At 67.2% G+C, this 24,569-nt stretch carries 16 protein-coding genes and 2 pseudogenes; 13 read left to right on the plus strand and 5 right to left on the minus strand.

Going from position 1 to position 24,569, the window contains the following annotated elements:
- Positions 1 to 215 precede the first annotated feature (215 nt).
- Positions 216 to 725: a hypothetical protein gene (locus OG504_RS01615; RefSeq protein WP_405988017.1), complete on the minus strand. Its 510-nt coding sequence runs from the start codon at positions 723 to 725 to the stop codon at positions 216 to 218.
- 529 nt (positions 726 to 1,254) lie between these two features.
- On the opposite strand from OG504_RS01615, the gene OG504_RS01620 reads away from it, so the two are divergent.
- The 6 genes and pseudogenes from OG504_RS01620 to OG504_RS01645 all read left to right on the plus strand — a co-directional run.
- Positions 1,255 to 1,485 (plus strand): hypothetical protein, encoded by a 231-nt coding sequence (locus tag OG504_RS01620; protein ID WP_405988018.1) that lies wholly within the window; start codon positions 1,255 to 1,257, stop codon positions 1,483 to 1,485.
- A gap of 201 nt (positions 1,486 to 1,686) precedes the next feature.
- Positions 1,687 to 2,229 (plus strand): TetR/AcrR family transcriptional regulator, encoded by a 543-nt coding sequence (locus tag OG504_RS01625; RefSeq protein WP_405988019.1) that lies wholly within the window; start codon positions 1,687 to 1,689, stop codon positions 2,227 to 2,229.
- A 60-nt stretch (positions 2,230 to 2,289) separates the two neighbouring features.
- Positions 2,290 to 3,147: an SDR family oxidoreductase gene (locus OG504_RS01630; RefSeq protein ID WP_405988020.1), complete on the plus strand. Its 858-nt coding sequence runs from the start codon at positions 2,290 to 2,292 to the stop codon at positions 3,145 to 3,147.
- A 510-nt stretch (positions 3,148 to 3,657) separates the two neighbouring features.
- Positions 3,658 to 4,590, plus strand: a complete 933-nt coding sequence (locus tag OG504_RS01635) for an aminoglycoside phosphotransferase family protein (RefSeq protein ID WP_405988021.1) — start codon at positions 3,658 to 3,660, stop codon at positions 4,588 to 4,590.
- A gap of 128 nt (positions 4,591 to 4,718) precedes the next feature.
- A pseudogene (locus OG504_RS01640) lies at positions 4,719 to 5,386 on the plus strand (IS701 family transposase); the annotation flags it as partial.
- Positions 5,385 to 6,482: pseudogene (locus OG504_RS01645) on the plus strand (SpoIIE family protein phosphatase); the annotation flags it as partial. The pseudogenes OG504_RS01640 and OG504_RS01645, both read left to right, overlap by 2 nt.
- Before the next feature lie 190 nt (positions 6,483 to 6,672).
- Here the strand turns inward: OG504_RS01645 and OG504_RS01650 are convergent.
- Both OG504_RS01650 and OG504_RS01655 read right to left on the minus strand, forming a co-directional pair.
- Entirely contained in the window at positions 6,673 to 7,107 is a 435-nt protein-coding gene (locus OG504_RS01650) for a hypothetical protein (RefSeq protein ID WP_405988022.1), read from the minus strand.
- Positions 7,104 to 10,172: a DNRLRE domain-containing protein gene (locus tag OG504_RS01655; protein WP_405988023.1), complete on the minus strand. Its 3,069-nt coding sequence runs from the start codon at positions 10,170 to 10,172 to the stop codon at positions 7,104 to 7,106. Before OG504_RS01655 ends, OG504_RS01650 begins: the two co-directional genes overlap by 4 nt.
- 1,028 nt (positions 10,173 to 11,200) lie before the next feature.
- On the opposite strand from OG504_RS01655, the gene OG504_RS01660 reads away from it, so the two are divergent.
- The 7 genes from OG504_RS01660 (at position 11,201) to OG504_RS01690 (ending at position 16,805) form a co-directional block, all read left to right on the plus strand.
- The gene (locus tag OG504_RS01660) at positions 11,201 to 12,163 is read left to right on the plus strand and encodes a metal ABC transporter solute-binding protein, Zn/Mn family (protein WP_405988024.1); all 963 of its coding nucleotides are present in this window, start codon (positions 11,201 to 11,203) and stop codon (positions 12,161 to 12,163) included.
- Entirely contained in the window at positions 12,160 to 13,080 is a 921-nt protein-coding gene (locus tag OG504_RS01665) for a metal ABC transporter ATP-binding protein (RefSeq protein WP_405988025.1), read from the plus strand. The genes OG504_RS01660 and OG504_RS01665 overlap by 4 nt, the downstream gene beginning before the upstream one ends.
- Positions 13,077 to 13,985, plus strand: coding sequence for a metal ABC transporter permease (locus OG504_RS01670; RefSeq protein WP_405988026.1), 909 nt, complete (start codon positions 13,077 to 13,079; stop codon positions 13,983 to 13,985). The genes OG504_RS01665 and OG504_RS01670 overlap by 4 nt, the downstream gene beginning before the upstream one ends.
- Positions 13,982 to 14,821, plus strand: a complete 840-nt coding sequence (locus OG504_RS01675; RefSeq protein WP_405988027.1) for a metal ABC transporter permease — start codon at positions 13,982 to 13,984, stop codon at positions 14,819 to 14,821. Before OG504_RS01670 ends, OG504_RS01675 begins: the two co-directional genes overlap by 4 nt.
- The gene (locus OG504_RS01680; RefSeq protein ID WP_405988028.1) at positions 14,821 to 15,240 is read left to right on the plus strand and encodes a Fur family transcriptional regulator; all 420 of its coding nucleotides are present in this window, start codon (positions 14,821 to 14,823) and stop codon (positions 15,238 to 15,240) included. Before OG504_RS01675 ends, OG504_RS01680 begins: the two co-directional genes overlap by 1 nt.
- A gap of 68 nt (positions 15,241 to 15,308) precedes the next feature.
- Positions 15,309 to 15,479: a 50S ribosomal protein L32 gene (gene rpmF / locus OG504_RS01685; protein WP_019065309.1), complete on the plus strand. Its 171-nt coding sequence runs from the start codon at positions 15,309 to 15,311 to the stop codon at positions 15,477 to 15,479.
- A 6-nt stretch (positions 15,480 to 15,485) separates the two neighbouring features.
- Positions 15,486 to 16,805, plus strand: coding sequence for a GTP-binding protein (locus OG504_RS01690; protein ID WP_405988029.1), 1,320 nt, complete (start codon positions 15,486 to 15,488; stop codon positions 16,803 to 16,805).
- Between the two features lie 280 nt (positions 16,806 to 17,085).
- Here the strand turns inward: OG504_RS01690 and OG504_RS01695 are convergent, their stop codons facing one another.
- Together OG504_RS01695 and OG504_RS01700 are read right to left on the minus strand one after the other, a co-directional pair.
- Complete coding sequence (locus OG504_RS01695) at positions 17,086 to 17,520, minus strand: Imm1 family immunity protein (protein ID WP_405988030.1); 435 nt, start codon at positions 17,518 to 17,520, stop codon at positions 17,086 to 17,088.
- On the minus strand, positions 17,520 to 24,290 hold the full coding sequence (locus OG504_RS01700) for an RHS repeat-associated core domain-containing protein (RefSeq protein WP_405988031.1): 6,771 nt from the start codon (positions 24,288 to 24,290) through the stop codon (positions 17,520 to 17,522). The genes OG504_RS01695 and OG504_RS01700 overlap by 1 nt, the downstream gene beginning before the upstream one ends.
- Between the last annotated feature and the right edge of the window lie 279 nt (positions 24,291 to 24,569).

Genomic DNA, 24,569 nt, shown 5'->3' on the forward strand with positions numbered 1-24,569 from the left:
GCCCTGTGGCCGCGGCGCTGGGCATCACCGCGGGGCGGGTGGGGCTGTTGGACCGGGTGCGGGCGATGGCCGACCCGTCGTACGACACCCCACGGGTGCTGGGCGTCGACGACTTCGCGATCAAACGCGGACACACCTACGCCACAGTCCGATCCCCGTGGGTTCAAGGAAACCGAAGGTCCTTCAGCCTGAACCCACGGGTTCATCGGTCTGCTTCAGGTCGGTGGATCCGTGGGTTCGGTTGGAACACGAGAGTGCTGTGCAAGCCGAAGAGCTTCGGCCGTGACATCGGCGTCGACCTGCGCCTGTGTTCTGTCGCCGTATTCGAGGACGTCGTAGTCGTCGTCCAGGTTGGCGAGTCGCTCGGCCAGAGACAGCTCGTGCCCGAAGCGCTGATGGATCCTGAAGGCCAGCTCGCGTGGCGTCAGTTCGCCGGCCAGCATCCGGGCGGCAAGTGCTCGTGCGGCGGCTTCCTGTCCGGCAATGCTGCCCACTGAGTAAGAGGTGAGCCCCAGTTCGTCGAGTGCCGGGGGCAGGAGGTCGGGGACGTCGTAATCCGCCTCCGCGCGCGTGCACGCGGCCAGGATCCGCAGGGCTGGACTGTCGAGGCCGGCAACGAGTGCGTCACAGGCGGCAGTGACAACGTCGGTTGCGCGGATCTCGCCCATACTCCAGAGAACGGCGCGGTCCTGAAGCTCGCGGGCTGTTGATTCGGTCGACGACATCTGTCCATGATCTCGTCAGTCGGTTGAGCAGGTCGAGTGGGTTTCACTGCGATGCCTGCTCGGCGGCGTCTCCCAGAAGCGCGCGTGCTGAGTCCGCGTAGCGGATGGCGGTCTTCTCGTCGATGCCGAAAACGAATTGTTGAGCTGCAACAATCCACCGCACATGGCGACTGGAAGGCGAATTCGACCCGGATTTGACCCCAGACCCTCTCCTCACGACAAGACCAACCTTGATCTGCAGTTATACGCAATCTGCCGCTGTACCAGCCGTACGCCGAGAAAAAGTCTTCAGAAGTTTACCAATAAGGTCATACCTCGCAAATAATTGATCAACAGCCAACACTGGCTGGCAACCCAAGTCCAAGGCGTGACTACCGCCCTCCTTACTGACAGGCATCGACACCACACCTCATATCACACCTCTCACCAGGCGCTTTCCGCCTAGCCTTCCGTGACACGGAAGGCTTGTTGCCCCCCCGGAGCCCTTCCCGACGATGTCGCCACGACCCAACGACGGGAGCCGGACGCCATGCCGCACATCTGCGCCCTGATCTGGCAGCAGGTCGTGAACGGCGCTCTGGCCGACCAGCCCGCCCTGGCCTTCAACGCCCCCACCGGCTTCCCGACCGACCGGCCCACCACCGGCTCCCCGATCGTCACCAACTCCCCGTCGGCCCCAGGCGGGCCGCGCACTCCGGTCGTCATCCTGCCCGGGGCCCAGTCGCGCCACGCCGCCGCGCCAGGCCTGACTCCGAAATAGGGCGCCGCGTCGGTGGCCGGAAAGCACTGTCCGCCCGCTGTTCGGGGTGGCTTCGGGGATGATCAGGGGCTACTTTCGATACGCAACGGTAGCGTATCGAAAGTGGGGCGGTCACTCTTGGCCGGGGCATCGAGTGGGCTGCGTGGCGGCGGGGCGGACGCGGCGGCCGGCATGGGTCGGCCGCGGGATGCTCGTCGGGATGTGGCGATCTTGGAGGCGACGTTGTCGCTGCTGACGGAGCTCGGGTACGAGCAGTTGTCGATCGAGGCGGTTGCGGGGCGGTCGGGGGTCGCCAAGACGACGATTTACCGTCGTTACCGGGACAAGGCCGCCCTGGTTGCTGCGGCGGTGGACTATCGCTCGCACGCCACGCCGCCCTCGCCTGCCGCGGTCGACCTGCGGGAGAACCTGCTCGCGCTTGCCGGGTGGCTGGCCCGGCAGATTGCCGAGCAGGAGATCGGACTGCTCGGGGCGCTGTTCGCGGGGATGCGTGGGGACCCGCGGCTTGCCGAGGAGATGCGTCGAATTCTGCGCCGGGACGAGGCGGCGATGACTGATGAGCCATTCCGCCAGGCGATCGGGGACGGCGAGCGGTTGACTCCCCGGGCCGCCGAGCTCTTTGCCGAGATCGCTCCGGCGATCATCGTGCACCGTGTGGTCGTCGCGGGCGAGCCGTGCGATGAACGCTTTGTCGAGCACCTCGTCGACGACATTCTTCTGCCGTTGCTGCTTGAGGGCCGCTGAGGCAATCCAATTCTGTACGTACTGAGTGCGGCGGGTGTGACAAGTAAAAGGGGATTCATCATGATCGTTGTCACCGGGGCCACGGGCGCGTTGAACGGCGCCACCGTTGAGCACCTACTCAAGCGTGTTCCTGCCGAGCAGATCGGCGTAAGCGTGCGCGACATCGGCAAGGCGCGGCACTTAGCCGAACGCGGGGTGCGGGTGCGTCAGGGCTCCTACGCGGATCCGGCCGCGCTGCACCACTCCTTCGAGGGTGCTGAGCAGGTCCTGCTCGTGTCCTCCAATGACCCGCATGCCGACCATGTCGGCTTGCACCGCGTTGGCATCGAGGCTGCCGTCGCGGCGGGAGCCCGGCGCATCCTGTACACCAGCCATCAGGGCGCCGGGGCCGACAGCCACTTTCCCCCGGCCCGCGATCACGCCGCGACCGAGGTGCTCCTCGCCGAATCCGGTGTCGCCTGGACCTCACTGCGCAACGGCTACTACGCCCACAGCGTCCTTTGGCTGCTCAGCCCCTGGCGGCAGACCGGCGAGATCGCGGCTCCGGCCGATGGCCCGATCTCCTGGACCGACCGCGCCGACTCCGCCGAAGCGGCAGCGGTCATCCTGGCCGGTGACCGGAGGTTCGACGGGCCGGTCACCCTCACCGCGCGGCAGGCCGTGACCCTCGCCGACGTCGCCGCGATGGCCTCCGAGATCAGCGGCCGCGAGGTCAAGCGAGTCGTGCTGGACGACGAAGAGTGGATCGCGGACAAGGTCGCGGATGGCATGGCGGAGGGGATGGCACGGAGGATGCTCACCAGATACCAGGCCGCTCGCGAGGGCCGCTTCGCCGGGGTCGACCCTCTGCTGGCCAATCTGCTCGGCCGCGAACCCCGCAGCGTCGTCGAGCAGTTGGAGGACGGCAGCACCGGCTGAAGGATCGCCGAGGCAAGGGAAAGGGGCTGGGCTTCATCAGTTATATGAGAGCTGTCGGTGATGCGGGCCCGTCACTCCCCCTTCCGGGCACGTGAAGCTCCGGGCGGACAGGTTGGTCTTGTCAACACCTCATCCACCAGAAGCTTCACCCCCTCCCGCACTCAACTCACCACCAACTCAGCCCGCCCTCGGCCATGTTGAAAACAGCTCAATGAGCGGCAGTTCGGCAAGGCTGAATCGCAGCTGCACTTCAGGCCGAGGCCCGCGGCCACTCACTGCCGCCGCCTTACGCTCCCGCAACCTGCGGGGACAACCCCAAGGCCTCCCCCGACGGGATCACCGCGGCCTGCGACTACGCGGCCGCGAAATACGGCTCGATCGACAACGTGAACGGCCCCTTTTAGTACTCCAGCTGTCGATCGCGATCTTCGTGGGGCGAGGTCTTCCGGGCGGGGGCAGCGGCCGGCTTGGGCTTGGTGGCTGCGGCGGGCTGGCGCGTAGGGTGCCGGGATGATCGCGATGCCAGAGGAGTTCGTACAGAGCACCGTCGACCGCGAGGGGGAGGCCGGGGCGGCATGGCTTGCCGAGCTGCCCGGGATCGTGGAGGAGTTGCTGGGGCGCTGGGGGTGCGTGCCGGATGGCGAGGTCATGCACGGAGGTGTTGGCGTCATCGTTCCGGTACGGCGGCTGGCTGAGGAGAGCGCCGTGCTGAAGGTGTCGTTTCCGCATCCCGGCAACGTCCATGAGCCGGATGCGTTCGTTGCGTGGGGCGGGTGCGGCGCCGTCCTGCTGCATGAGCGCGACGACGAGCGGTTCGCGATGCTGCTGGAGCGGGTTCAGCCGTCGACCCTGGCGGAGGTCGAGGACGGTGACGAGGTGGTGACCGTCGCCGGGCGACTCAATCGCCGCCTGGCCATCCCCGCACCGCCCGGCCTGCCCCGGCTTCGTCAGCAGGCCGATGTCTGGGAGGAGCAGCTGTTCAAGGACGCCGAGGAGCTACCGCATGCGCTGCCGCGTCAGGTGCTGGATGCCGCCGTGGAGACCGTTCGGGAGCTGGGTCGGGCCCAGCCGGACACCCTCATCCATGGCGACCTGCACGCCCGGAACATCCTGCGTGCCGACCGAGAGCCGTGGCTGGCTGTCGACCCCAAGGGGTACGTGGGAGATCCCGCCTACGACGGTGGCACGCTATTGAAGTCCCGCGCGCTGACGCTCCTGGAAGCGGATGACCTGCGCAAGGCCGTCCACCGCGTCTTGGACGTCTTCGCAGAGGCCGCGGAACTCGACCGTGAACGCGTCCAGCGGTGGGCCCAGTTCCATGCCGTCCAGGCTGCGTTCTGGGGTCGCCATCACGGTTTTCGTATAGCCCGCAGTGGACCACGGCTGGACTGGCTCACCGAGTTCGCCGACCGCCTGGCGGAGTTGCTCACCGAACGCTCGTAGGCCCGGTCCGGTGAGTGGACGAGTGCGGCCACCGTTGATCATCGTGAGCTGTGTGGACTGACGATGAGATGGTGGCCGCAGGTCACAGCATAGATCCCGTCCGGTGGCGGGAGGCGTTCGCGGGGGCCATGGGCCGCATCGCGGGCCGCTCCTCCCGATACGAATCCCGCCTGCGAGCCGGGCGGCGGCGGCTGGGACTGTTGTCGGACTTGCCCCGCAAGCACTGCTGGACGATCGCGGAGTGGGCCGGGGAGGCCAGCCCTCACGGCAGGCAGCATCTGTTGTGCCGAGCCGTCCGGGATGCCGATGCCGTCCGCGACGACGTCCGCGACGACGTCGTCGAGCACCTCCATGACGAGGCCGCGGTGCTCGTCGTGGACGAGACCGCCAACGTGAAGAAGGGCATGCACAGCGTCGGGGTCCGGCGTCAGTACACCGGCACAGCCGGACGGATCGAGAATTCCCAGGTCACGGTCTACCTCGTCCATGCCGGCGCCCGGGGACACACGGCGGTGGACCGGGAGTTGTATATCCCGCGTTCCTGGACGAGTGATCCGGATCGCTGCCGGACGGCGGGGCTCGGCGAGGACACCGTCTTCGCGACCGAGCCGGACCTGGCCCTCAGGATGATCGAACGGTTCTGGGATGCCGGACACCGCGTCGGCTGGGTCACGGGTGACGAGTCCATGGCGGCGACCCGAGAGCGCGCGCGGGGTTGGAGGAGCGCGGCATCGGCTATGTCCTTGCCGTTGCCTGCTCGGCCGAAATGGCCACGGGTGCAGGGAGGTTCCGCGCGGCTGGCCATCCTCGACGATTCGGCGGTCACGATCGGCAGCAGCCTCGACCGAACGGCCCAGAAACTCGCCGAACTGGTTGTGCCCAGGTCCGCCGACTTCGCCGGCGTGGATCTGCTCGAAGCCGTGATGCACGGCGACGAGCCGCCGTACGCCGAACTCGACGGGTCCGTCAGGCTCCGGCAGCTCGCATGCATGCCCACGGACCACGGCGCCCCCGAGGCCATCATCGCCCTGGGCGCCACCGACACGTATCCGCCCTACTCCCCTCCTGCCCGGGCACTGAGTTCCGGGCTGCCGGTGCTCAGTCGGAGCGGGGACGAGGACTTCGACCGCTGGATCGCGACCGTCCCCGCACGGGCCGAAAGGCTGAGCCGTCACGTGGGTATCGCGCTCATGGCGGTGCCGTTGATCGCCCGCGGTGCCACCCGTGGCGTCACGGTACTGGTACGCACCCGGCCCGACGCCTTCAACCACGACGACTTCGCCCTGGCCAAGGACCTGGCCAGCCGTGCCGCCTGCGCGTCGACAACGCCCGCCGCTACACCCGCGAACGCACCACCGCCCTCCAGGAGAGCCTTCTCCCCCGCGGGCCGACACAGCAGTCGGCGGTGGATGTCGCCTGCCGCTATCTGCCCACCGGCTCGCGGGCCGGAATCGGCGGCGACTGGTCCGACATCATCCAACTCTCCGGGACACGGGTCGGCCTCGTCGTCGGCGACGTGGTCGGCCACGGCATCCAGGCATCCGCCGCCATGGGCAGACTGCGTACGGCCGTACAGAGACTGGCCGGCGTCGACCTGCCGCCCGACGAACTCCTCGCCCACCTCGACGACCTGGACCTCCGGCTCGGCGGCGACGCGGAGAACGGCGGTGGGCCCGATCCAGCTCCGCCTCATCCACGACCGCACACTCATCTGTGAAGTCTCCGACGGCAACTCCACCTCACCGCATCCGCGACGGGTCCGGATCTACGACGAAGGTGGCCGGGGCCTGCTCCTGGTCGCCCAGCTCATCACCAGCCGGGGCACCCGACACACCGCGACCGGCAAGACCGTCTGGGCCGAACGGGCACTGCCCCCGACCGTGGCGCTGTAGAACACCGCGAGCCCGGAGAACGCTTCCAGCGAGATGTGCTCGCAGGACGCGCCGGATTCCCGTGCCGATATGAGCGCCGTCGCCGCCCATTGGCAGCTGAGTCGACCGGCGGCCTTGCAACTGCGCCGCCCGTCGTTCGCCATGGGCAAGCAGTTCGGGCGGAGCCGGTGGCGGCTCCGCCCGATGCGCCTCAGGCTGGGGTGCCTCGGAGCACGGTGCTCGTCTCGGTCAGACATGACAGTGCGACCGCGCAGCTTGCCACGCTTGCCAGCACGCCGATCAGAGTGTCGGGGCCGGAGGCCCCGGTGGCGACCGTTCTCAGGAACATCACGGCGATGGCGACCTCACCGAGTCCGAGCAGGGCGAGCCAGCCGCCGCGCAGAGCGCGAGGCGCCCTCTCCCTGACTCGCGCCGAGCCGAGCAGGGCGGCCCCACCCGCCATCGCCAGGACGGCGACAACGACCAGCACCGCGTACAGCACGGTGCCGGAGGTATCGGGATCGGTGTGGTCGATTTCCGCGGTGTCGAGCGCCAGGAATGTGAACGCGAACTCAAGCAGGGCCACATACGCGACCTGAGCGAGCAGGAGCACAGGTACGACCCGACGGTGGAACATGGTCGTCATGCGTTGCTCTTCACGAGACGGCCACTCCTGATGATCCACAACTTGCCCTTCGAGACATGGCTCTTGCACGAGCTCCGGGTCTTCTTCCACGCCTCGGCCTTCGAGTAGCGCGCTTTGTAGTATCGGCCGATCTCACGGCCCTTCTTGTTGTTCTTGAGGTCCATCTCCTTGTCCACGCCGCTGGACTGCGATTCGTGGCGGGTGGCCACCTCGTAGGCCGTCTCATGGTCGACGAAGACTTCCATCAACGCGTTCCAGTAGCAGTGCCGGAAGGCGTCGCCGGTCCCCTGGAAGAGGGTCCTGTCCGGGTAGAGGTCTTGGGCGTACCTGAGGGCGGTGCCCGCCATCTCCCGTGCCTTGGCGCAGTCGTACGGATTCCAGAAGCAGTAGCTGCGCTCGGTCGGCGTCACCGTGTAACTGGAGCCACTCGGGTCGAGGAGCACCGGGTACGCGAGGGTCTGCCCGGCCGCGGGGGCGAGGGAGACCTCTACGTCCGATCCGGTCGCCTTCATCGTGACGGGCACCGTGGCGCCCTTGGCGTCGACGGCGACCGGCGCACTGAGGAACGTGGCCAGGTCGCTGTTGGCGTCGGCGATCATCAGTGTGTTGTCGGAGACGGCGGAGATCTCCTGGCCCGGCTGCAGCTTGACCTTGTAGACGAAGGTCTTCGGCGCGTTGGCGCTGCGCAGCAGGTGGAAGAGTTCCACCTGGCTGGCACTGCCACGTACGGCGACGGTGTCGGCGTCCGTCTGGGTGTTGGCGTAGATCACCAGACCGGTTTCGCTCAGCTCGGCGGTCGCCGAGGAGGCCACCGGGAGGTCGATCAGCGTCTGGGCCGCTCCGTCGGCGCTGTTGCCCGTCAGCGTGCCGACGGAGGACGACGGCAACTCCGTCGTGGCCGTCTCGACCGTGGAGTCCTCGGTCTCCGTCTTCTCCGGGTCCTCCTGTTCGACGTAACCGGCCGGGGTGTCGTCCTCGTCCGCGATCTCCTCGTCCAGCTCGTCGGTCTCCTCCAGCCCGTCGGCGGGGTGCAGAAGGTCCGCGAAGTGGGTCTCGGCGATCTCGTTGACGAACGGAACAGCCAGAGTTCCGGTGATGTTGCCGGCCAGGAAGGTGTACTCGGCCCGGTCCGACCAGACGCCGGCGGCGTTCTTGACCCGCGCGGTCAGCGTGTGCGTGCCGCGCGTCGTGGGCGTCAACGTGAGCGTCGACTTGCCTGAGGCCAGGGTCGTCGTCTGCGCCGAGCCCTCGTCGAGGCGATATTCGGCGGAAGTCGCCTTGCCTGCGGGGTCGGCGAGCGTGAACGTTCCTGCGGTGCCCGCGTCTCCGTGCCACAGGCCGTCCGCCGGATACGTCGTCGACGTGAGCGTGGGCGCGGCCGGGACGGAGGTGTCCACGGTCAGGTTGCGCCATGCGGACCAGGTGCTGTTCCAGTCCGTGCCGGCGTACACGTTGGCCCGCCACTTGTAGGTGCCGGACGCCAGGGTGGGGGCCGTCCAGCTGCCGGTGGTGCCGGAGGCGACGTAGGCCGAGGTGCCGGAGGCGACCCTGGTGGTGCCGGCCCAGTTCCACACCTCGAAGCCGAGGCGCACGGTGTTGCCGTCGGCGTCCGTGGCCTTGGCCTGGAGCGTGGGCGTGGTGTCGGCGGTGAAGGCATCCGCAGCCGGGCTCACCGCACTCGCGGCGCCCGGCTTGGTGTTGTACGTGACCGACAGGGCCGGCTCGGTCGGACCCTGGGAACCGTCGACGTAGTTGGCCGACCGGAACCGGCGCCAGCTCTTCGAGTCCTGTTCGTCGACGGCCCGGATCTGCAGGCCGTTGTTGGACTCGCCGTTCGCCCACGACTGGGCGATGTCCTTGACGTTCCAGCGCATGAAGTTGGCCGGGCAGGCCGAGCTGTATCCGTAGGCGGCCTTGGAAACGACGGAGCCCGTCGTCGTGGTGGCGGGCTGCGCGCCCCACGTCACCGCGCTCGGATCCCAACTGCCCGTGATCCGGCGCACCTCGACCCCGGAGCCATCCGTGGCGCAGGTGGAGGACCAGTACGAGTGCAGCCGCAGCTCCGCGCTGAGAATGTGCTTGCCGGCGTACTTGGCCACGTCGAACTTGACGTAGGAGCGTGCCTTGGTGGTGCCCCCGTCGTAGGTACCGGCCTTCAGTTCCGCCGAACCCCGCTGCGAGTCCGGGTAGTTGGTGGCGACCCAGGTGTCGGTCGAGGCGGCGAGTGTGGTGGTCGGGTCGATGGTGACCGGGTAGGCCACTGCCGGGTCGTCAAGGAACTCCTGGCTCGGCTTGAGCACCAGGACCGTGCCGTCGGCCGTCTCCTCGACGGTGGTGGCTATCTCGGCGCTCTTGACCGGATCACCCGAGCGGGAATCCGTGCCCGTGCCCCACATACGGGGTGCCGGGGCGCTGGCGACGAGCGTGCCGGTGGCGTCCTCAAGTCGTAGATGCCGCTCGGCGGTCTTCTCCAGCGTCATGCCCTTGAGCGTCACCGGGAGCCTGAGCTCCACCGGTTCGGCCGGACGCTCCTTGAGGATCAGTGACTCCGTGAATCCGTGCGGCAGCGCGGTGACATGAAGGTCGCCGTTCGGTACCACGGATCGGTAGACGGCGGTGTCTCCGTCGACCGTCGGGGCCGGCAGGCTGCTTCCCCAGTCCAGCCCGAACGCCCGCTCCCCGTCGGCGACTTGGGCGAAGTCCTCGGCGCCTCCGTCGGACAGTCGCACGTCGGCGACCGCCGTCTTCGGCTCAAGCCTGCTGCCGGAGTCGACGAGATCGGTGTCGATCCTGCGCCATTGGCCGTTCTCCTCGACGCGGATCGGCCCCGAAGCGAGGTCCGTGGTCATCGTCCCGTCCGGGTTCGCCCACGTCGTCGAGTCCTCCGCACGTGCGGACAGCACCTCGACCCGGTGGCCCTGAAGGACTGCGGCGAGCTTCGCCGCCTGTTCGTTCGCCGCCTCGGTGATCGGATCGCCCGTACCGGCGGCCGACCGTGATCCGTCAGCCCCGTTCGTTCCGTCGCCGGTCAACGCCACGGCTGCCGACTGGACTGCGAGCGCCAAGCACAGTGCCAGCGACGTGGTTGTCGTCGCCGCAAACCGTCTTCGCACTATCCCCCCTGAAATGGTCAAGTCATCGCCAATTCTTGGCAATGACCGACCGATCATAGGAGGGTCACAGGCTTCAGGGGCGCCTTACATCTTCCGCAAAAGAGACCAAAACCCCCTCGCCTGTTGTGATGTTGATCATGCCGGCCGCGCACGATTCCGATCGTCCGCACCGACACGAACCGCCGTCCGCCGCTACCCGTATGCTCAACTCTCGGATGAAATAAGGCAGTTGAGGCACCCTCGCCCCGAGACAGGCCAGGCCCGACATGAAGGCTCCGGCCCCACTGGGCCGACTGCTTCTGGAGCTGAAGCAGCAGGCCTGCGAGCCTCGACGCACCCCGCTTCCGACGCGTCACCGCCGCCGGGGAGCCCGACGTCGACCAGCATTCGTTCGCCCGCTTCCAGAGAGAGAACTCCCGCCCACACCCCGGGAACCACCCCGTTCAGCACGGCGGACAAGCACTTGGGCAGGCAGGCGCCGAAGGCAGTCACCGCCCGGGGGCACTTCGCCTCGCGAGCCAGGTTCCACCCTGCGGATCACGCGACCGCCGAGCGGCCGGCTCGTCATTCTCGACATGGGACGGGGTGATCCGACGAAGGCGGAGTGGCGCGACTGGAGCCGCATCCGCCTTCACCCTGCCCACACGGCGGCCGACGTGACGACCACCGCCCCGTGAGCCGAAAGACCGCCTACGGACGTCACCCGCACTGAGCCGCGGACGACACCTGGCGCCGGATCCCGCGTGCGGTCCGGGCCGGCACCACCGACAGAGCGAGCTCGCCGCCGAGGTGCCCCAACGACTCCCCCTCCGACCCCCAGGGCACCCCAGCACGCCGGAGTCAAGCATCGGTAATGATTTTCATTATTGATAATCAGACCATGGCGGTGACAATCGTTTCCATCTACGGTCCGAGGTGTTCCGCTCCACGAGGCCCTGCCCCCGTGTGAGGTCCCTCAGCCCGTCAAGGAGAACTCCGTCGTGCGCACTGCCGGCACCTCCATATCCCGCCCCGCACGCATCGCCATCGGGGGCTCGGCCGCCCTCGCGGTGCTGACCGCCATCAGCGGCTGCTCCACCGCCTCTTCCGACGACACCGCCGACGCCGGGTCGACCACAGGAAGCAAGACCATCAAGGTCGTAGCGGCGGAGAACTTCTGGGGCAGCATCGCCACCCAGCTCGGCGGCACCCACGCGCAGGTCCAGAGCATCATCAACAACCCGAACGCCGACCCGCACGACTACGAACCGACCGCGGCCGACGGCCGGTTGGTGGCCGGCGCCCGGTACACGATCGTCAACGGCATCGGCTACGACGCCTGGGCGGACAAACTGCTGTCCGCCAACCCCGAGAGCGGCCGCACGGACCTCAAGGTCGGTGACCTGGTGGGCATCAAGCCGGGCGGCAATCCGCACCGCTGGTACTCGCCGGAGAACGTCCACCAGGTCATCGAGAAGATCACCGCCGACTACAAGAAGCTCGACCCGGCCGACGCCGCCTACTTCGACGCGCAGAAGACGACCTTCGAGACGAAGACCCTGGCGCCCTACAACAAGCTGATCGCCGTCATCAAGGCCAGGTACGCCAACACCCCGGTCGGCGCGTCGGAGTCCATCGTGACCCCGCTCGCCGAAGGGCTGGGGCTGAAGATGCTCACGCCCGAGTCCTTCCTGGACGCCATCAGCGAGGGCACCGACCCGACGGCCAAGGACAAGCAGACGATCGACCGGCAGATCAGCGAGAAGCAGATCAAGGTCTACGTCTACAACAGCCAGAACGCCACCCCGGACGTACAGGCACAGGTGAAAGCCGCCAAGGCCGAGGGCATCCCGGTCGCGACCGTGACCGAGACCCTCACCCCGGCCGGGGCGTCCTTCCAGGCCTGGCAGGTACGGCAGTTGCAGGGCATCGAGAAGGCCCTGAGGCAGGCGACGGGCAGGTGAGCACGGTGAATCCGGCCACCCGGCCGGGCGGCACGGCCCGGCACCGAGTCCCCGCGCAACCGGCCGCACCACAGCCGCCGCGCTCCCCCGCCGTGTCGCTGCGCGACGCCGGTGTGCGCGTCGGCGGCCGCACCCTGTGGTCGGGGGTCGATCTGGAGGTCGGCGCCGGGGAGTTCGTGGCCGTCCTCGGTCCCAATGGGGTCGGCAAGTCGACCCTGGTCAAGATGCTGCTCGGCATCCTGCCTCCGGCGGCCGGTGAGGTCAGGGTGCTGGGCGAAGCACCCGGCAGAGCCGGCCACCGCGTCGGCTACCTGCCGCAACGCCGCAGCTTCGACGCGAGCCTGCGCGTCCGCGGCACTGACATCGTGCGGCTCGGCCTGGACGGCGACCGCTGGGGCGTACCTTTGCCGGTGCCGGCTCGGTTCAGCGCCCGGCGGCGGGCGGCCCGGGACCGTATCGCCGAGGTCGTCGACCTGGTCGGCGCGAGCGCGTACGCACACCGGCCGATCGGCGAGTGCTCCGGCGGCGAGCAGCAGCGGCTGCTGATCGCCCAGGCGCTCGTGCGGGACCCCGAACTGCTGCTGCTGGACGAGCCGTTGGACAGTCTCGACCTGTCGCATCAGGGCGCGGTCGCCGCGTTGATCGGGCGGATCTGCCGGGAGGCCGGCGTCAGCGTCGTCATGGTCGCGCACGACGTCAACCCGATCCTGCCCTGGCTGGACCGGGTGGTGTACATCGCCGAGGGCGGTGCGGTCGCGGGCCGCCCGCAGGAGGTCATCACCACCGGGACGCTGTCGCGGCTGTACGGCGTGCCGGTGGAGGTGCTGCGCACCAGCGGCGGGCGGCTGGTGGTCGTCGGCCAGCCCGAGGCACCCGCCGTCCACGCCGACCGGCACGCCGAGGGAGGCAGGCCGTGAACTGGGCCGATGCGAGCGCCGGTTGGTCATGGAACCCGGTGACCGACCTCCAGCAGATCTGGGCGTTCCCCTTCATGGTCAACGCCTTCAGAGCCGGTACCGTCGTGGCCGTACTGGCCGCCGTGATGGGTTGGTTCATGGTGCTGCGGCGGCAGAGCTTCGCCGGGCACACCCTGTCCGTCGTCAGCTTTCCCGGCGCGGCCTGCGCGACACTCCTCGGCATCAGCGCGAGCTTCGGCTACTTCGCGTTCTGCATCGGCGGCGCCCTCGTGATCGCTGCCATCCCACGCGCCGGGCAGGGTGGCGGCAGTGGCCAGGAGTCGGCGCTGACCGGCACCGTCCAGGCGTTCCTGCTGGCCTGCGGATTCCTCTTCGTCGCCCTCTACAAAGGCTTCCTCGGCGGGGTCGACTCCCTGCTGTTCGGCAGCTTCCTGGGCATCACCACCGACCAGGTCGTCGTGCTGACGATCGTGGCGGCCCTCGCGCTCGGCGTGCTGGCGGTCATCGGGCGGCAGTTGCTGTTCGCCTCCGTCGACGAGAACGTCGCCACCGGACGCGGAGTGCCGGTGCGGGCCCTGTCCGTGGTCTTCCTCGTCCTCCTCGGGACGGCGACCGCCGAGGCCGGTCAGATCACCGGCACGCTGCTGGTGTTCGCCCTGCTGGTGATGCCCGCAGCGTCCGCGCAACAGCTCACCGCGCGGCCCGCCGCGAGCCTGGCACTGTCGGTGCTCATCGCGGTCACGGTGACCTGGACCGGGCTGATCGCCGCCTACTACTCGCCGTACCCGATCGGTTTCTACGTGACGACCTTCGCCTTCGCCGTCTACGTCCTGGCCCGCACCGGCCGCACGCTCACCGCGGCCGTCGGCAGACGCCGGATGGTGGGAGCGGGTGCCCTCGCATGAGCGCCTTCACCCACCCCTACCTCGTTCACGCGCTGCTGGCCGGCACCGCGATCGCCCTGGCAGTCGGTCTCGTGGGGTACTTCCTGGTGCTGCGCGCCCAGGTCTTCACCGGCGACGCACTCAGCCACGTGGCGTTCACCGGCGCGCTCGCCGCCCTCGCACTCGGCTACGACCTGCGGCTGGGACTGTTCGCGGCGACCGTGCTGTTCGCCGTGCTGCTCGGCCTGCTGGGCCGACGCAGTCGCGCCGACGACGTCGCCATCGGCAGTCTCTTCTCCTGGATCCTGGGTCTGGGCGTCTTCTTCCTCACCCTCTACACCACATCCCGCAACACCGGGAACGGCACCGCCGGGGTGAACGTCCTCTTCGGATCGATCTTCGGCCTCTCCACAGGCCAGGCCGAACTGGCGGCCGTCGTAGCGGGCATCATCTGCCTCGCCGTGCTCCTGGTCGCCCGTCCCCTGCTCTTCGCCTCCGTCGACGAGGCCGTGGCGGCGGCCCGCCGAGTACCCGTACGCCTGCTGGGTCTCGCCTTCCTGACCCTGGTCGGTGCCTGCGCGGCCGAGGCCACCCAGGCGGTCGGCTCACTGCTGCTGCTCGGCCTGCTCGCCGCCCCCGCCGGTGCGGCCCAGCGACTCACCGACCGGCCCTACCACGCCCTGGCCCTGTCCGCGGGACTCGCGGTGGCCGAGATGTGGGCGGGACTCGCCCTGAGCTACTACGTCCCCCAACTACCGCCCAGCTTCGCCATCATGGCCGTCGCCACCACCGTCTACGCCGCCGCCATCATCACCGTCCGTCGACCCCACGCCCACGTCGGCCCCGCGGAGGCGTGATGAGCGCACCGGCCGACGACCTGGACCTCATCGGTCGCCGTACCGCCCAACGCACCAGCGTCGTCACGGCGTTGATCGACCACGGCGGCTTCGTCGGCGCCCGCGCCCTGCACGACGTGCTGAAGGTTCGCGGCGCGCGCGTGGGCCTCAACACCGTCTACCGCACCCTGGCCGCCCTCGTGGACGCCGGCCGCGCCGACGTCGTACGCGACCGGGGTGGTGAACGCCTCTTCCGCCATCGCCCGTTCCCCGAGCATCACCACTATCTGCTGTGCCGTGCCTGCGGGTTGAGCGCCCCTGTCGACTCCGAGGCGGTCGAGACGTGGGCCGAACACGTCGCCCGCGCGTCCGGCTTCGCGGAGGTCGAGCACACCGTCGAACTCACCGGCCTCTGCCCGCAGTGCCGGGCAATTTCATAATGAGATTCATTTTCATGTAGCTTTGCCGCAGCTCACCGGTATCCATCGCAGTCGTCCAGGAGGACCCCATGGCCGTTCCCAAGCGGAAGATGTCCCGCAGCAACACCCGTCACCGACGTGCCCAGTGGAAGGCGGCCACGCCGACGCTCGTGCCGATCACCATTGACGGCGTCCCCTACCTGGTGCCCCAGCGGCTGGCGAAGGCGTACGAGCGCGGGCTGCTGCGCCCCGAGGGCTGACCGCCCATGCCCTACGGCTCTCACCACCGACTGCCCGTCACCGTCCTGTCCGGATTCCTCGGCGCGGGCAAGACCACCCTCCTCAACCACGTCCTCGGCAACCGCGAGGGACTGCGCGTCGCCGTCATCGTCAACGACATGAGCGAGGTCAACATCGACGCCACCCTCGTGCGCGGCGGCGAGGCGGCCCTGTCCCGCACCGAGGAACGCCTGGTCGAGATGACCAACGGCTGTATCTGCTGCACCCTGCGCGACGACCTGCTGGAGGAGATCGACCGGCTGGCCCGCGAGGGCCGTTTCGACTACCTGCTCATCGAGTCGTCCGGCATCTCCGAACCCATGCCGGTGGCCGCGACCTTCGCCTTCACCCGCGACGACGGCGCCACCCTCGGGGAGATCGCCCGCCTGGACACCATGGTCACGGTCGTCGACGCCGCCGGCTTCCTGCCCGAACTGACCAGTGGGGACGAACTCGTCGAACGCGGCCTGGACCAGTACGAGGACGACGAACGCACCGTCAGCGACCTGCTCATGGACCAGATCGAGTTCGCCGACGTCATCGTCCTCAACAAACTCGACCTCGTCGACGAGGAGTCGGCGGACCGACTGCGGGCGACACTCACCCGCCTCAATCCTGCCGCGCGCATCGTCCCGGCCGTCCACGGCCGCGTGAAGGTCGGTGACGTACTGGGCACCGGACTCTTCGACCTGGAACGCGCGCAACAGGCCCCCGGCTGGGTGCGGGAGCTCAACGGCGACCACGTCCCCGAGACGGAGGAGTACGGCATCTCCTCGACCGTCTTCCGTTCCGAACTGCCCTTCCACCCTGGCCGGTTGTGGACGTTCGTGACCGAGGAACTCGACAGCGGCGCATACGGGCAGATCCTGCGCTCCAAGGGCTTCTTCACCCTGGCGGGCCTGCCGCGGGTGACGGGCTTGTGGTCTCAGGCCGGTTCCGTCGCCCGCTTCGAACCCTCCGCCGCTAGCAACCCCGACAGCCCCGACGGCCAGGAACTGGTCTTCATCGGCACGCACCTGCGCCCGGACACACTGCACGCCGCACTGACCGACTCCCTCATGGCCGAAGGCGAGACCCTCCCTCCCGTCGACCCGTTCCCCGCCTGGGACACCTACGGCATCGACGACACCTGCGAACACGAACACCCCGCACTCGTAGCGGGCGCCCGAACCCCGGGCCGGGTGGGCGGCGGACGCAGCCACGGTGCCGCTCCTCTGCTGGCGCCCTACGGATCGGTGCCGGGCCGGGCAGCCCGAATCCATGACCGGTCGGAGCAACGCCGGACACCCCGCGTTCACCGTCCGTGAGAGCTCCCTACGATCCGTTTCCCGAGAATGCGGGAAATACATCTGCCAGCCCCACAGATCTACTCATCGATGCAGGTCAGAAGCTCCGCGAGCGGACCGCGGCCAAGCGCCTTCTAAGCGCCTACTCTATTGCCCGTTCATCAAGCGAGTTCACCGGGCACTGCGTAACCCATTGAAGTGTTCGGAAGATAAGAAGCTCAGTCATGACCCATCGATCAACCGAAATGTTTCCCTGACCTTGTCCAACATGTCGTGGCGCACATTGAACCACTTGGAGAATTCACCAGAATTCCGGCACCTGCCACTCAACACACTTCGGGCGCCGCCCCTCAGAAGTCAGAAACTCCTTGACCGCTTCACACACGAGTTCGACGGGAATTTCCGAGCGATCCGGAAATTCGGTCGGGTTCCCCACAATGAAATAGGAAACCTCACCTCGCCCATTCGGTGCACCTAGCGACACCACATTGCCTTCGGCATCCATAAATTCCAGAACGCCAACTTGACGATCTTTGTCCACTCCTACCAAGAGTTCATGGTCGGGAAAGCCCGAAGGCAGAAGTGGCCGATTCAATGAATGCAGTTCTGCCATATTATGGAATGCCGGAGCGGCAAGAAGGGACCTGATAAGCGCATCAATATCCTCAACGCTACCAAGTACGGGGCGATTCCCGGCGTGCTCCTTGCGGTAGTACGCCTCCACCCGATTCTGCATTAAGGGGTACCTCCATATGATCGCGATTCCCAGCCGCCGTTTCCGTCGGGCCAGTGTACCGTAAGCTGCTTTTTGTTGCCGAGGATGGTGCTGAGCACGTCGTCGCATCCCAGTCTCTGCGCGCATGGCCCGGAGGGGTTGTTTATATACAGGTCCGCCTTGGCAATCTTATCGCGCAGCATTACGGCGGCGAATTTCTGTTCGGCGTCGCTGGCGCGACTTGAAGTGACCCTTCCCGGCAGCACACCCTTGTCCTGTAGCCTCTGATTGACTATGTTGATCAATTCGGCGTCAGCCTTCTTATTTCCGCTCACCACGTCGTAAGCCTTGCCATCCTGAGTAACCCCAAGACCTGACGTTGGTCCCCCCTCGGCGAAACCTGGCAGCGGGGCTCGTTCACCAGGCTCGCCGAATCCGCCCTCTTCGCCCAGTGGCCCTATCTGGAACGTCCCTGCGAGGGGTTGTTGGCACACCACAAGCGGGCCCTTGCCACTACCGCCCGAACAAGTCGGATTTAGAAACTTCCAATACTCCTTAAGCGCCTTCTTGATTTTCGCGAGGAAAGGGGTGACATTCCGAGACTTGGGGGCGTCCCCCATATCTCCGTAGTAAGGGGAAGGAGCCGAGCAAGCAGAGAGCGGCCAGCAGTTATTCGAATTCGAACTCTTGTGTGTTGTGCCCCAGCTCGTGTTGTAGTGGGTCCGGCCGCATGAGCCGTTGTGGCAGTAGCCCGCGCTGTTGTATCCGGGATCGACCGGCCCATCATTGATGACACCGCTCGAACCGCCCACCACGTTGCCCTTGGGCGTACCCACACCGCAGATGTCCGCCATGCATAGGCCGGTGGGGTCACTCTCACCGATGGGGTTGTCGCCGGCGTAGGTGTATCCGCCGAGCTCTTGTGGGCTGGTGACTTCGAATACGGGGTCGAGGCTAATGAATCGGCCGAGTGTGGGGTCGTATTCGCGGGCGCCGATGTCGGTGAGGCCGGTGGTGGTGTCGGTGGTTTTGTTGAGGAAGGTGCGGTTGTCGACCCAGGTGATCGTGGTGCCGCGGGTGTTGCCGTAGGGGTCGAACTGGCGCCATGTGGGGGTCTGGGCGGTGTAGTCGAGGTAGAGCGCATTGGTGCCGTGTTGGTCGGCGGCGAGTTCGAAGCCGTAGTTGGTGCCGGTGCCGGTGCGGACGATGGTGGTGCCGTCGGGGGCGCTGTAATAGCGCACACCGGTGGCGGTGCCGGCGGCGTCGTTGAGGGTGATCTGTTCGCTGCCGAGATAGAGGGTGGTGGTGCTGGGGTCGATCTGTAGCAGGAGGCTGCCGTCGGCGTCGTAGATGTAGCTGGTGGCGGTGCCAGTGGTGTTGTTGGAGACGCTGGTCAGCTGTTCGGCGTTGTTCCATAGGAGGGTCTGGTCGCCGGTGCTGGTGTCGCGGGTGGTGGTGTTTCCGGCGGCGTCGTAGCCGTAGCTGGTCGAGCCGGTCGAGCCGCCCGTGGTGGTGGTGCCGGTCATCGTGTTGGGCTGGCTGCTGGACCAGCCGCTGGTGGTGAGGGTGTCGCTGCCGGTGCCGGAGACGGTGTGCTGGGTCTGGGTGAGCCGGTTGCCGATGTCGTCGTAGGTCCAGCTGGTCCAGTAGGTTCCGCCGGTGATGCCGTCTCCGACGGTGCTGTGGTCACTGCTGGTGGGGGTGGTGTTGCAGGTGTCGGTGGCGGTTGAGGCGGTGGTCCAGGCGGTGGTGAGGCGGTCGAGGGTGTCGTAGGTGTAGCACTGGGTTTCGGCCGTGGTGCTGGAGCCGGAGCGGGTCTCGGTCTGGTGGGTGATGTTGCCGGAGAGGTCGTAGGTGTATGCGGTCTCGTCGATGGTGGCGGGGGTGGTGGTGGAGCGGGTGACGAGTTGGTCCGTCAGGTCCCCGGTGTGTGCGTCGTAGCCGTCGGTGACGGTGGCGTACGAGGTGGCGGAGCCGAGCTGGACCTGGGCGACCTGGTTGTAGGCGCTGTAAGCCGTGCTCTGCACGTAGCTGTAGGCAGTGGTGGCCAGCGCGTTTTGTTCGTCGTCGTTGTTGTAGCCGTGGGTAATGACCTCGGCCGGCAGTCCGCCGCCGAGGGCGTACCCGTCGGTCCACAGCAACCCGTTGACGCTGGTGTAGGTGTGGGTGATCTTCCAGGTCTTGCCGAGGACCGAGCCCTGTGCACCCGGGGGGATGATGGTCTCCTCGCCCAGGGATTCGCCGAAGACGTTGAAGTTCACGGCCTGCTGTACGTAGGCGTAGCCGCCGCTGTAGGAGGTGGCGGTGGTGACGTGCCCGACCGGGTAGGTCATACCGGAGATCGCGGTGTTGGAGTTGTCGTAGACCCAGGCCGCGGTCTGGTTGCCCGGTGAGCTGGTGGACGCGTAGGCGGCCTGGCCGGCGGTGGAGGCGGCGTACTGGCCGATCTTACGGTCGAGCGCGTCGTAGGTGTAGGAGACGTACTGGCCGCGGGAGTCCTGGGCCTGCAGCAGGTTGCCGTCCGCGTCGTACGTCATGGCGGAGGTCGTGCCGGCGGTGGGGTCGGTCTTGGAGACCACCTCGCCGGCCAGGTCAAAGGTGCTGGTCCACACCTGGTTCTTGGCGTCGGTGGTGGTGGACTGCTGGTTGTGGCCGTCGAACCCGTAGGTGGTCGCGGTGCGGGTGCCCCCGGTGAGGTAGAAGATTCCGGTGGCGGTGTTCAGTGGCGTGGTCAGCGTGGGTGCGGCGGTGTACTCGTCAAGTTCGCTGGTGCGGCCGGCCGGGTCGGTGCGCGTGGTCTTGGAGACCCCGCCGTCGGGCGGAATCACTGTGGTGGCGTCGCCGTTGTAGACCGTGGTCTCAGTTGAGACGATCACCGCGTTCTTCTCGGAGATGTCGTAGACCTGCCGACCAAGACCGTCGTAGGTGAACACGTCCTGCTCGGCGACCTGGTTGTCGGCCACCGACTTCAGCCCGAGTGTCGGTGTGGTGGTGGAGTCCCAGTAGTCGGTGTTCTGCTTCGCCGTCCAGCCGCGCGAGTCATAGAGGGTGTCGTCGATCAGACGGCCGCCCTGCGGCGTGTAGGTCTGGGTCTGGCGGGTGCGGCCGAGGGAGTCCTCGATGCTGACCGAGGTGAGGTAGCCGCTGTTGTCGTTAAGGGTGTTGGTCACCACGCCCGAGAGGGAGGTGTTGGACAGGGTGTAGGTATAGGTGAGATTCGCCAGCGAGGTGGTAGCGCGGGAGTTCTTCCATACGGACGTGGCCCGCCCCAACGCGTCGTATTGGAAGGCGGTCACCACGTGGTTGGCGTCTGTGGCGGTCAGCGTGAGCCCGCGCTCTGGGTCGAACGTCGAGCTGCTTGTGTGGGCGACCCCGCTGACGCTGGGTTCGGTGATGGTCTGCCCGGTGGTCAGGTAGGCGGAGTTGACCGTGTAGGTGGTCGTGGTGGTGTTGCCGTTACCGGTGGTGATGTTGGCCAAACGGTGATAGGAGCTGTCATAAGTGTTCTTCGCAGTGGTGCGCCAGGTGAACGCGCCTGTTCCGTAGTCGGTGGCCTTGCGGGTCATCGTGACCAACCCCACGGTCGGGGCGCTCGCCTGCGGGAACGTGGTGGAAAACGTGGTGTCGTCGTAGAACGTCCGCGTGGCCGAGACCACCTGGTCGGGCCGGTTGACGCTGGCGGGTGCGCCGAGAGTGTTCAGCCCGTCCGGTACGGAGGTGACAGACCCCTCGGTGAAGCCCGAGCAGGCGACCGAGTCCACTTCGGTGCCGGAAACCAGACCGACGATGTTGGCGCTGGTGTTGGCCAGTGCGTAAGTGGTGGCGGTGCACTGGTCGTAGGCGGTGCCGGCCGGCACGGTGTGCGCGTAGGTGTAGGTCGGCAGGCCGAAGTCGTCGTCGGAGCGGGTGGCGTCGTAGGTGGTGTCGGTCTCGTTGTAGCGCCAGCTGGTGGTGCCGCCGTCGGTCAGCCGCTGCCGGGTCCAAACCTCGGCTGTGCCTGAAGCGTTGGCGGTCAGGTCCGGCAGCCCTGAGCGGGTGCGGGTCGCCGTTGGCGCGGAGATCCAGTACGAGGTGATCGTGGAGTGGTCGACTCCGCCGCCGTTGCCGAGGTAAGAGGTGGACTCCAGTACTTGCCCGCTGAGTTGGGCGGAGTCGGTGTGGCTGCCGCCTTGGGAGTCGGTCAGCGACACGCTGCGGTTCGAGGTGGCCGAGAGCCGGTCGCCGTCCATTCCTTGGTAGTAGGAGTCGACCTGCTTGGTCTGGGCGTCGCCGGAGCCGTTGCCGATGGTGGTGGTCACCTGCTGGTAGCCGCGCCACTGCCCGTAGGTGCGGTATTTGGCCTTAACGTGCTCATCATCGTCGTAGTGCCAGGCCGCACCAGAGTAGGAGTAATCGCTCTCCTTGGTCGCCGAGCCACCGGTGGTATCGGTCTCCAGGACCTCCTGGACCGCGTACTTGTTGAACCAGTCCAGCATCGGACTGATGTAGCCGCTGGGCGTCCAGTTCTCCGGGAAACAGGACGCGGTGTTCGAGGACGGTGTGGCCGAGGTCGAGCAGGCGGTCGGCAGTGTGTAGGAGATCCCGGTCACCCCGCCCAGTTCGTTGGTGATCGCGGTGATGCGGTAGCGGAACAGGCCCGGGTAGCTGGAAGTACTGACCCGGTTCTCCAGAGCCGAGCCGGTGAACTTCACCGCCGGCATGGTGATCGACGAGGTCGAGCCGCCCGCGGTGGTGTCCGAGCCGGTGCGCTGGACCGAAGAGAGCCACAGCGTCGCGCTGGTTGCATCACCGGTCGACGGCTCGGTCTGGGTCAGGGCGTAGGAGTCGACCGTTGCATACGCGCTGGAGGAGACCGAGTACTGCTGCGTGGTGATCGAGCTCAAGCGGACGGTGGAGAAGAACGACGGCGCGTACGCACTGCAGGTGGCTCCGGACGCGCAGACTAGGTCGTAGGGGACGTCCGGGTAGTACGAGGCGTTGGAGGAAGTCTCCGAGCTGCCGCAGTTGGTGCTGGTGGAGGTGCAGCGGACCGAGGTGCCGTAGACGATCTTGTCGGGGACGGTGCCGTAGGGGCCTGTGGCAGTGGTGAACCCGTAGTCGATGTGCGCAAGGTAGGAATCGCGCACGTACCTGACCTCGGAAGCCCCGTTGTGGGCACCGTAGTAGTTGGTGTCCTGCTTGTAGTAATAGGCCATCGCGTCGCCGGTGGGGGCGGTGACGTAGTCCAGGTGCCACTTGTAGGCCATCGTGCAGTAACTGCTCGTGGCCGTCGAGTCATAGCAAGGATCACTGGAGTGGGCGGAGTACACGCGCTCGGTGTCCACCGAGTTTGTCCCGTCCTTACCGGAGGCCCAGCCGGGCAATTCGTTACGGCCGAAGTAGTACTTGGTGCCGTCCCGCTCTGTGATCACCCAATACGACGTGTCATAGGTGCCCGAATCGTTCGACGAACTGGTCACCTTCTGGACCGTGGCGCCGTTGTCGCCAGCCAGCTTGTAGGTGGACGCGTCCTTGTCGTAGACGATGGACGTCGAGGACCCGTTCAGGGACATCGTCAGGATCGGGCCGTCATAACACTCGTCCGACGTGGTCACCGAGCCGGCGCTGCCCTCCGGGGAGTCGGAGCAGGGCGTGAACTCCTGCTCCACGAAGGAATCCTGGGTGGTCCAGCCGTCGCCCACCCAGGATGACTGGGCCTGGGTGTTGGACGTCTTCCCGTCGACACTGCCGGAGTCGTAGGACAGCGACGCATCCGGCGCCAGCGACGTTGTGGCCGCTGGCGAGTCGACCTTGTAGGTGTAGGTGAAGTCACCCGAGGACCCCGACTGGCCCCAGGAGCCCTCGGACGACAGGGTCGAGGCGTAGTTTCCTCCAGCACCGCCTTCCTGCCCGGTGGAGTCGGTGGCCGCGATCACGGTGGCCGCGCCGGAGGTCGAGGCTGTCTGCGCCGTCGCAGACTTGGAGGCCGCACCGGTATAGACAGCCGAAGACGCCGATCCAGCCGCGGCCTGGCTGATGTTGGTGGAGGCGACGCTCTTGAGTGAGCCTGTGCTGCCGAGCGTGAGGTCCGCGGATACGGCTGTGTTGTTGGGGTCGTTGAGGGATGTCAGGGGTGTCTGCTTGCGGCACTGTGCGAGTTGAGGGGTTGTGAGTGCGCAGGCGGGCAGTGTCACCAGTCGCAGCCGGGAGGCGTAGTTGCCGCCTACGGCCTGCTGGAAGGCGCCATAGTCCAGGCCCACTGTCACTCGGCCCGAGCCAGATGCACCGGTACCGGCGCTCTGGCTGGTGGCGAGGGACCAGACCGGGCCGGACACACCCAGCCGGGTGGACAGGGTCCGTGACTGCACCGAGACCCCCAGCGCGGTCGGGCCCGTGTAGGTGCCCTTGCTGGGTGCTACTGCCTGTGCCCAGACCGGTGTTCCCGACGCGGTGGCCTTGGAGCCCGTGGCCGCCGAGTGCTTCGGTGCTGCGAGTTTCAGCGTCCCTGTCTTGGCGGCCGGCCATGCTGTCCGGGTCGGTACAACCGTGTGCCGGGTGGCGGCGGAGAGATGCACGCTCTTGTGCGGAACGGGCTTCAGGCCGGTGACTGAGCGGCCGAGGTCCGCCTTCGGCTTCGCGTCCGCAGTGGACGTGGTGGACGGGGTCAGCGCGGTCGCTGTCGATCCGGAGGCCAGACTCAGGCACAGGGACCAGGCCAGTACCGCGGCCCACCCGACTAGAAGCCTCCCGGCCGTGCGCCGACATCGCGCCTTTACCGCTCCGTTGTTTCCGCGCACCCGTCTACCGGACACGGCTTCCCCCTCGCCATGACGACATGTCGAAATATCGAACAACCGCCAGCCCCTATTACCGCTGCGGCGATTGCTCTCCGACGAAAAGAAGTACATGAAGGTTCAATCCAAATGAATAATGAGTTAGGAAAGAACCCGCCCGAGAAGATGACCAAACTTCAACAGAAGTGGACATCCAAGGCACACACGCGCCGTGATCTAGGTCACACAACCGCGTGCCGGGCCACTAAATCCTCATACGGTGGCGCGATCCGGCCGTCGGTAACGCCACATCCGCAC

Source organism: Streptomyces sp. NBC_00986, assembly GCF_045162565.1.
GTDB lineage: Bacteria > Actinomycetota > Actinomycetes > Streptomycetales > Streptomycetaceae > Streptomyces.

Bases quoted from the DNA above. Each gene is read 5' to 3' on its own strand.
- OG504_RS01615 (WP_405988017.1), bottom strand. From the start codon at position 725: ATGTCGTCGACCGAATCAACAGCCCGCGAGCTTCAGGACCGCGCCGTT.
- OG504_RS01620 (WP_405988018.1), top strand. From the start codon at position 1,255: ATGCCGCACATCTGCGCCCTGATCTGGCAGCAGGTCGTGAACGGCGCT.
- OG504_RS01630 (WP_405988020.1), top strand. From the start codon at position 2,290: ATGATCGTTGTCACCGGGGCCACGGGCGCGTTGAACGGCGCCACCGTT.
- OG504_RS01635 (WP_405988021.1), top strand. From the start codon at position 3,658: ATGATCGCGATGCCAGAGGAGTTCGTACAGAGCACCGTCGACCGCGAG.
- OG504_RS01650 (WP_405988022.1), bottom strand. From the start codon at position 7,107: ATGACGACCATGTTCCACCGTCGGGTCGTACCTGTGCTCCTGCTCGCT.
- OG504_RS01675 (WP_405988027.1), top strand. From the start codon at position 13,982: ATGAGCGCCTTCACCCACCCCTACCTCGTTCACGCGCTGCTGGCCGGC.
- OG504_RS01680 (WP_405988028.1), top strand. From the start codon at position 14,821: ATGAGCGCACCGGCCGACGACCTGGACCTCATCGGTCGCCGTACCGCC.
- rpmF (WP_019065309.1), top strand. From the start codon at position 15,309: ATGGCCGTTCCCAAGCGGAAGATGTCCCGCAGCAACACCCGTCACCGA.
- OG504_RS01690 (WP_405988029.1), top strand. From the start codon at position 15,486: ATGCCCTACGGCTCTCACCACCGACTGCCCGTCACCGTCCTGTCCGGA.
- OG504_RS01695 (WP_405988030.1), bottom strand. From the start codon at position 17,520: ATGCAGAATCGGGTGGAGGCGTACTACCGCAAGGAGCACGCCGGGAAT.